Below are 8,684 nucleotides of genomic sequence, written 5' to 3' on the forward strand. Positions count from 1 at the left end.
CTCGGACTCGGCTAGGTTCGTCCCGCTGAAGTTGCATTCGCTGAACACGGCGCGCTCGGTGCGCAGCCGCGAAAGATCGGCATCCCGGAAGTCCTGACCATTGAATTCTCGATCAGTCCACAGCCTCCCATCGATGTCATCCGTCACGACAGAGGCGAGACCATGAGATTGTCGTGCGCGGGCCGGGTAATCACCACGGCCCCATCGACTGGGTGTGCGGCGACAGCCGCATCGACAGACACGTCGAGACCACGTCTGGAGCATACGTGCCTGACGATGCGGTGGAGCGGGCGTGCGCGTCGGGCCGGGCGAAAGCGCCTCCAACAGATCGGGATACCGCAACCGCCGCCGGACCCCGGCATGGGGCCCGGCCGGTTTGGCGGCTAAGCGGGTAACTGGTGGTCGTCAGCGGTGGGATCGTCGGCGTAGTCGGTCCCGTCCAGGAAAACCGCCACCGCGGTGATGTAGGCGCGATGCAGCAGATCGGTGGCGCTGCGCAGCCCGACGAGGTCGCGGATCTGCCAGGTGATCGGTCCCATGTGCAGGTCGATCCAGTGGATGACGCGATCGTTGGTCTTGGCCGGGCCGGACTGTGCCACCACGGCGTACGCGGGCCGGCTCGTCCATTCCATCGCCACGGTGGGGCGGGCGAACGGCGCCTCGTATGACGCGGCGGGAGGAGGGATTTCGCGGGGCAGCTGCGCGGCTGCGGCGTGTGCCGCGAGGAATCCCTCGAGGATGCCGTGGGCCGCGGCGGCGTTGTAGATGGTGACCAGCACACCGCCCCAGGTGATGGACAGGCGCGCGTCGGTGGTGCGGGCATGGTAGGCCGCGATGTCCGCGTCCTGGCGGCCTCGGATGATCGCGGTGCAGTGGGTGATGAGCGCTGCGGGGACGGTGTGGTGTGGGCTGGTGGTCTTCTTGGACATGGTGTGCACCTTCGTGAGTGAGTTGATGCGGAATGCCGATTGGCTGCGCCCCGGGGGGACCGGCGGGGTGGCGGAGTCAACCCCTCGAGCCGCCGCGCTGGAGGCGAATTTCGCCGCGAGCGGCAGCGAGCATCGAACGGGCGAAATTCGTCGGAGCCGCGCGGGCGCAGCGAAGGTAAGCGCCAGCTAGCCGGAGCGCAGAACGGGCGAGCGCGAGAAGCGGCGTGGGTTGACGCCGACGGGTCCCGGTCGGTCACACTGGGCGGGCGCTGACGGCTAGTTGGTGAGGGGCTCCGGGTGGTCGCCAGCAGGCGGTCGCCGCGCACGGCGTGTCTGGCCAGCGCGTTATAAGCACGCCGGCGGCCCCGGGATGGGACGATATTCGAGGTGAGCGACGGTCAGGTGCCCTCCGAGCGACACGGCGCCGCCCGCGCAGAGCGCGGTGCGTCGATCGATGAGCTGCTTGACCGGGCGGTGCGGGCCATCAACAGTGGCGATCAGGCCGCCGCGACCGCCCTGGCCGGGCAGGTGTTGGCGGTCGACCGTGGGAATACCGAGGTCGAGGACTTGCTGGCTGCCTCTCCCAGCAATGGCGGTGAAATCCGGCGGCTGACCATCCTGTTCGCGGATCTTGTCGACTCCACGGCGCTGTCCAGGCGCCTCGAGCCCGAACCCTATCGGCAGTTGGTGGGCCGATACCGCGAGCAGGTGCAGCAGGCGGTCGATCATTATGGGGGCCACATCGCCTCGACGAAGGGTGATGGGCTGCTGGCGGTGTTTGGCCATCCCGTTGCCCATGAGGACGACGTGCGCCGCGCGGTGCAGGCGGGTTTGGAAATCACCCGCGACGTGCGGTCGCTGAGCGAGCTGGCTGCGCGCCGTTTCGGGGTGCGCATCGATGTGCGGGTGGGGGTGCATCGCGGACTGGTGTACCTGGACGTCGCCCAGGACGACGTGTACGGGTTGGCGTCCAACCTGGCCGCCCGCGTGTCGGGTTTGGCGGCGCCGGGTTCGGTGGTGGTTTCGGATGCCGTCGAGCCACTGGTGCGCAACGCGTTCGAGTTGGAGGCGCGCCCGGCTGCTGCGGTGAAGGGTGTGGACGGGTTGATCGCCCATCACCTCGTGGTCGGTGAGCGCGTCGAGGCGGCCCGGGTAGGGCGGGGTCCGCTGGTGGGGCGCGACCGTGAGGTGAGGCGGCTGGCGAAGAGTTGGGCGCGCGCGCAAGCCGGCACGTTGACCACGCCGGGGGTGGTGTTTCGCGGGGAGCCGGGGATCGGGAAGTCCCGGCTGGCGGCGGCGGCCGCCGAGCTGGTCGAACACTCGGGCGCGGTGGTGCTGGAGTTGGTGGGTTCACCGTTTCACACCGACGTCGGCCTACACCCGGTGCGCACCCTGCTGGAACGCCGCTGCGGCATCGGCCGCGGTACCGAGCAGGGTGAGCGGCTGCGACTCCTCGACGCAGAGGTGCAAGCCCGGTCGCTCGATCCGGGGGCCGTGGTCCCGTTGTTGGCGCCGGTGCTGGGGATTGCCGCCGAGGCTGGCTATGAGCCCGTAGCGGCCGAGGGCCGCAAGCTGTACGAGCTGATCGCTGGGGCGGTGCAGACCTATTTGTTGGCTTGCTTCGCCGGTGCTCCCGGGTTGGTGGTGACCGAGGATGTGCACTGGTTCGATCCGTCCACCATCGAGGTGCTCGGCGCGCTGCTGGACGCGGCCAGGGGTCGGCTGCTGGTCGTGGTAACCGGGCGCCCCGGCGGTTGGCTGCCGGACGCCTGGCCGGTCAAGGTGGTCGACCTGAAACCGTTGACCGACGAGCAGACCGACGCGCTGGTCATGGCGCTGAATCCGAGGGCGACGGTGGATGAGCGGGCGGCGGTACGAGACCGCTGCGATGGTGTGCCGTTCTACATTGAGCAGGTGGTGGCTGGGCTCGGCGAGCAGCCGACCGACGCCGCGGGGGTGCCCGAGGGGCTGTATGAGCCGTTGTTCGCCCGGCTGCGCGCCGGCGCCAACGTGGTGCCGGTGGTCGAGGCGGCCGCCGTCATCGGCCGCCAGATCGATAGAGACCTGCTGTGTTCGGTGATCGAGATGAGCGACGACGAGGTCGACGACGTCATCGATGAACTCGAAGACGCGCTGGTGCTGGAGCCGTGGGGAACCGACGGCTGGCGGTTTCGCCACGAGTTGCTGCGCGAGGTGGCCGCCGAGTTGGCGCCCCCGAGCGTGGCCCGAGCGTTGCACGCGAAGGTGGCCGATGCCCTGAGCGGTGGTGCGGGCGGCGAGCCGGACTGGCGGTTGGTGGCCGCCCACTACGAACAGGCCGCACGCCACGGCGACGCCGCATCGGCATATCAGCGCGCCTGTGCTGCCGCCCGCCGCCGCGGCGCGCTCGCGGAAGCCCGCGCCTACCTCGACCGCGCCGTCACCCAGCTCGAGCGCTACCCACCCGGCCCGGAGCGTGACCGGCGCGAGATCGATGCGCGGCTGCAGCGCGGCTACCTCGCGGCCGCCGCGGAGCCGGAGGGCAACCTCAGCCCTGTCTCCGTCGCCGATTTCGAGCGCTGCCTGCAACTGGTCGGCACCGACCTGCGTGACAACCAAGTAGTGGCCACCTTCATCGCTGCGGTGGCCCGCTGTGTGTGGGCTGCCGACCTTCGCCGGGCGGCGCAGCTGGTGGACGTGCTGCGGCGCGGCGCGGACCCGGAACGGCCATGGCTAGGCTGCGCGATACACGCCGGGTTGGGGGTGGTGGCGTTTCTACGCGGGGAATTCACGATCGCTCGCGGCTATTTCGAGCAGGCGACGACCGATGTCGCCCCGCAGGACCACATAGATGCGTTGTGGACCGTCCCCACGGACCCGGTGGCGTGGTCGTATATCTACCTGGCCGTCGACGGTGTGCTGCAGGGCGACCTCCCAGGTGCCAAGGCGCGGCTGACCCAGGCGGTGGGGAGGGCCGAGCAGCTCGGGTTTCCCCTAGACACCTACAACCACGTTTGGGCACTCAGAAACGAGATCTGGATCCGCTGCGAAGCCGGCCAGCTCGACCGCGCGCGGACAGTCGCGGACCAGATGATCGAGCAGTCTGAGCGGCACGGGTTCGACTATTGGCAACGCTTCGGCGCGCTCGAGCAGTGCGCCATCGACGCCCGCGTCCTGCTGGCTTCCACGGATCGCCACCCGGCCGCTGTGTCTGCTCACATCACGACCATGACCGCGATCCAAGACACGTTGCGTCGCATCGGCGTCGAAGCTTACCGACCGATCAACGATGCCCTTATTGGGCAGCTGCTCATCGCCGCCGGCCGGCACAACCAAGCCCGGGACCGGCTCGACGCCGCACTGGACATCACAGCCGCCAATGGCCAGCAGTTCTACGACGCCGAACTGTTGCGGCTGCGTGCCCACACCCTCAACGAGCCCGACGCGCGCGCAACCGGGTTTGGCGCCGCTCTCGACCTTGCCCGCCGCCAGGGCGCGCCGTTGTTCGAACTACGCGCCGCCCTCGATGATTTCGAGCTCCGCGGCCAACCCGCACGGGAGGCGCTCAGTGGCGCCGCGGGCCGGCTGGTGAGTGATGGCGGGCTGCCGGAACTGGCGCGGGCGCGGGAAATGCTGGGCGAGTAGCGACTTTCGCATCAACTGGGCGTCCGGTGCCAGTCCCGCCGGATGCGGCGACGATGGCGGCCAACGTGCCGAATGTGGCTACCACGCCCCAGAGCGGGCAGCGAAAGGCGACGACACTGGTGAGGCGCTGGAACGTTGATCGGGATCGTGGGGCCATCCATAGATAAGGGTTGACGCCGACGGGTTCCGGGCGGTCACGCTGGGGCGCTGACGGCTAGCTTGCTGGTGGAGTGGGCGTATTCCAAACGTGCGCTATTCCTCACGATGCGGTCGCGCCGCTCCGAGCCACGAAGCAGCATCGGAACGCGTATACATGTACATGCCGCCGCTCTCCCCTCGCGGATGTACGCCCCGGTGCAGCACGACCGTAATTCGGTCAGGCGTGGCGCGCTGCTTCTTGGGCGAGCTGGACACGGGAGGTCAGTCCGAGTTTGGTGTAAACGTGGGTGAGGTGGGACTGCACGGTTCGTGGTGAGACGAAAAGCCTTGTGGCGATGTCTTTGTTGGCGAGTCCTTCGCTGAGGAGTCGTACGACGTCGCGCTCGGTCGGGGTGAGCGATGCCCAGCCGCTGGTGGGCCGTTTGCGTTCACCGCGACCACGCTGGGCGTAGGCGATGGCTTCATCAACCGACAGGGCCTCGCCCTCGGACCACGCGCCGTCGAAGTCCTGGGGCCCCGTCGCGTCACGAACTGCGGCGACCGAGGCGTTGTAGGCGGCGTTGTAGATTTTGAAGCGGACCGCGCCGCTGCGTTGCCGGATGGCCTCCGCGGCGCCGAAGAGCCGAGCTGCTTCGCGCTGACCGCCGGTATCGGCTGCCAGGCCGGCCACGCACTCCAGGATGTCGGGGACGCCTTGGTATGCGGCGGTGGCGGCCGCGCCGGCGAGCGCGTCGTAGGCGTCTCGTTCGGCTTGCTCCGGTTCGCCCTGGACAATCGCGACGCGCGCACGCGTCGTCAGTGCCGATGCCAAGTGCCAGCCCGCCGCCGTCGAGACGACGTCGTCGGCCCAGCGTCGGGCCGCGGCAAGATCACCGCGCGCCAGTGCAACTTCAGCCATGGGGTGGCGAATCACTTCTGCCATGTCGGGCCGGACACGGATCCGCTGCCAGGCCGCCTCGCCGGCGTCCGCTGCGGCTTCAACGTCCCCGGCAGCCAGCATCGCGACGGCTAACGCGGCATAGGCCCTGCCCTCCCAGTACTCGCCGAGCTCGGCAGCGTCTTCGATGGCTGCGTTGGCCGCGGCCCAGGCCGCTCTCGTATCACCGTGGTAGGCCAACACATGGGCCTGAATGGGCAGGCAGCGTCTCCTCACGAGCGCGTCGTGAGCTGCATCGGCCTCGGCCAGTAGCTCGCGGAGCTGGGCGGCGGCTCCGACCAGATCGCCCTGCATCCACTGCGCCAAACCCAGGCACCAGCGACACCGACGCGAGTCCAACCGGTCACCGATGGCGTCGGCGAGGTCGCGTCCTTCCTCGGCGGCGGCAAGCGCCGGGATCGGCTCACCCGCGGTGATCGCCGCGAACGCCTGCCAAAACAGGATTTGGCTCAACCTCCAGCCGTCGCCCAGCTCCCGGGCCAGGCCGATCGCCTCGGCGAGGTACGGCCCGGCCACTGCGGCGCCGTAGGAGGCGATGCTGCCGCACGCGGTGAGCGCCCGGGCCACCAAGGCTGGGTCGTCGAGTTCGCGCGCGATAGCCAGGGCTTGTTGGGCTTGATCCATGCTGGCGGGGTGGGCGAGCAGGGCGTCGAGAACGGCCGCATCGGCCAGTGCCCGTGCGCGCACCGCGGGCGCGACCTCGGAGTGGTTCGTGTTCTCGTCGGCGAGGACGGCGTTGAACCAGGCTAGTCCTTCAGCGTGTCGGCCCCGGGTGTGCCACAGCGGCTGCAGATGCGGCAAAACATCAGCGCATACGCGTAGATTGCCGCAGCTGCCGCGCGCAACTACGACCCCACGCCGGTTTTATCTCCGCGTTCTGGCCGATGGTCCTGCGCCCACAACAACGCAGAGTCGACTCATTCCGACCCGAGGAGACCACCATGTCCGACAGCAACCTCCCCACCGGCAGCCCCAGCGTTCTCGATGCTCGGCCGCCGGCCATCGTCTGTGAGCACGACAAACACCCCGACGACGCACACCAGACCCGGCACACACGCCAACGTGCCATTGTTCTCGGCGCCAGCATCGGCGGACTGCTTGCCGCCAGGGTGCTCGCCGACTTCTACCGAACTGTCACCGTGGTCGAACGCGATGTGCTGCCCGCCGGTCCGGTGAACCGGCGAGGCGTCCCGCAGGGCAGTCAGATCCACGCGCTCGCGGCGCGCGGCGCGCAGATTTTGGACGAGCTGTTCCCCGGCTTTCTGGACGGGCTGGTGGCCGGCGGCGCACCCATCTGGAATGACGGGGACTATTCGAAGTTGTGCATTTCGGTTGGCGGCCATCAACTCGTGAGGTCGGGCAGGTCGCCGAAACCACAGGCGATGTCAATCTGTTTTCCGAGCCGGCCGTTCCTCGAGTGGAATGTGCGGCAGCGGGTGCGGGCCATCCCGAACGTGACGATCCTCGATGGCCATGACGTGGTAAGCCTGATGTCGACCCGGGATCGCGACCGTGTCACCGGGGCGCGGATCGTCGACCGCGCCAGCGGCCGCGAGACGACGCTGACGGCCGACCTGGTCGTCGATGCGACCGGCCGAGGTTCCCGGACGCCGATCTTTCTGGGGGCACTTGGCTACGGCCGTCCCCCCGAGGACGAGTTGTTGGTGCACCTCGCCTACGCCAGTCAACCGCTGCGCATCCCGCGCGGCGCCGTTCGGGAAGACTTCATCGCTGTCTTTCCCGAGCCGGGCCGGCCGAAAATGTTCGGCCTGATCCGATATGAGAACGACACCTGGATGTTCGCCGTTGGTGTGATGGCGGGACATGAGCCACCGAGCCAGCGTGCCGACATGCTCGCCTTCGCCGCGGATTTCGCTCCCGCCCATGTGTTAGCCGCCGTTTCCACGGCAGAACCGCTCGGGGACGTCCGTCATTACCGCGTTCCGTCCAACCGCTGGCGACGCTACGACAAGATGCGCCGAACACCCGAGGGTCTGCTCGTCTTCGGCGACGCGATCTGCAGCTTCAACCCGATCTACGGGCAAGGCATGACCACCGCCGCGGTCGAAGCGATGGTTCTGCGCGATTGTCTACGTCGCGGCGAGCGAAACCTGCCGCCACGCTTCTTCCGTGCCAGCGCAAAGAAAGTCCGGGTGGCGTGGCAGACCGCCGTCGGCTCCGATCTGGCTCTGCCGGAAGTGGATGGACCGCGCCCGCTGTCGATGCGAATCAGCAATACATACCTGGACCGGGTGATGACCGCCGCCGAAACAGACACTGTCGTGGCGCAGCAATTCATCCAGGTCATCGGCATGATCGACTCGCCGGCTCGCCTGTTGCGGCCCTCCATCATGCTGCGCCTCGCGAGGACCAGCCGCCGCCGGCACAGTGGGGCGCACCGTTCTGACGAACCGGCCGATTCGCCGAGTGTCGGTAGCGGGCAGATGTCATCGCGATGAGACCGGCGCGGATTACAACCAGGCGCTTGCCGCTATGGCGTGCACCACCATGCTGCTTCGCCCAATAACCGGACAGCACCCACGTTTCGTCGAGGCTCCGCAGCTTGCAACGATCGGGAAACGTTCACGCGCAGGCAATTCCGCTTGTTGTGTTCCCAGGTGGCCTGGGTGACGCGGTAGTCGCAGCCGATGGTGTCGAGGAATTTCAGCAGGGCTCTGAGGAGATGGCCTGCGATCACGGTGAGCGCCCCGAGCCCGGGTCCCCACTGTCGGTTTCGAGCCGAAAGACCCGGGCGGCATTGCCGCCCAGGAACAGCTCCCGTGCCTGCTCGTCGAGGTCGAGGTCGTCGAGGTGGTGCAGGGCGCGGGCCGGGGTGAGCATGGGGTAGTTGGTGCCGAATAGCACCCGGGTGCGTCCGCGGCCGCGCATGTAGTCGACCAGCGCGGCGGGCAGGCGATGCACGGCGTAGGCGGAGGTATCGATGTAGAAGTTGGGGTATTTGGTGGCCAGCGAGATCACTTCGTCGATCCATGGATAGCCCACATGCCCGCCCACCACGACCAGCTCAGGGAACT

The 8,684-nt window shown here is 68.3% G+C and carries 5 protein-coding genes and 1 pseudogene; 2 read left to right on the forward strand and 4 right to left on the reverse strand.

The window, feature by feature from the left end; genetic code table 11:
- Positions 1-123: pentapeptide repeat-containing protein (locus tag VKG81_RS14065; RefSeq protein WP_414685276.1), on the reverse strand; the 123-nt coding region annotated here is incomplete at its 3' end.
- 260 nt (positions 124-383) lie between these two features.
- Complete coding sequence (locus VKG81_RS14070) at positions 384-929, reverse strand: hypothetical protein (RefSeq protein ID WP_324396889.1); 546 nt, start codon at positions 927-929, stop codon at positions 384-386.
- 387 nt (positions 930-1,316) lie between these two features.
- On the opposite strand from VKG81_RS14070, the gene VKG81_RS14075 reads away from it, so the two are divergent.
- On the forward strand, positions 1,317-4,553 hold the full coding sequence (locus VKG81_RS14075) for an adenylate/guanylate cyclase domain-containing protein (protein WP_324396891.1): 3,237 nt from the start codon (positions 1,317-1,319) through the stop codon (positions 4,551-4,553).
- A 376-nt stretch (positions 4,554-4,929) separates the two neighbouring features.
- Here the strand turns inward: VKG81_RS14075 and VKG81_RS14080 are convergent.
- A pseudogene (locus VKG81_RS14080) lies at positions 4,930-6,432 on the reverse strand (LuxR C-terminal-related transcriptional regulator); the annotation flags it as partial.
- A 158-nt stretch (positions 6,433-6,590) separates the two neighbouring features.
- Here VKG81_RS14080 and VKG81_RS14085 point away from each other — a divergent pair.
- Entirely contained in the window at positions 6,591-8,108 is a 1,518-nt protein-coding gene (locus tag VKG81_RS14085) for an FAD-dependent oxidoreductase (RefSeq protein WP_324396893.1), read from the forward strand.
- 235 nt (positions 8,109-8,343) lie between these two features.
- On the opposite strand, the gene VKG81_RS14090 is transcribed toward VKG81_RS14085, so the two are convergent.
- Positions 8,344-8,684, reverse strand: a 341-nt coding sequence (locus tag VKG81_RS14090) for an amidohydrolase family protein (protein ID WP_324396895.1), incomplete at its 5' end; no start/stop codon positions are given.

Origin of the sequence: Mycobacterium sp. (assembly GCF_035314905.1) — a bacterium.
Taxonomy (GTDB): domain Bacteria; phylum Actinomycetota; class Actinomycetes; order Mycobacteriales; family Mycobacteriaceae; genus Mycobacterium.

Coding starts and splice junctions, on each gene's coding strand:
- VKG81_RS14070 (WP_324396889.1), bottom strand. CDS start 929: ATGTCCAAGAAGACCACCAGCCCACACCACACCGTCCCCGCAGCGCTC.
- VKG81_RS14085 (WP_324396893.1), top strand. CDS start 6,591: ATGTCCGACAGCAACCTCCCCACCGGCAGCCCCAGCGTTCTCGATGCT.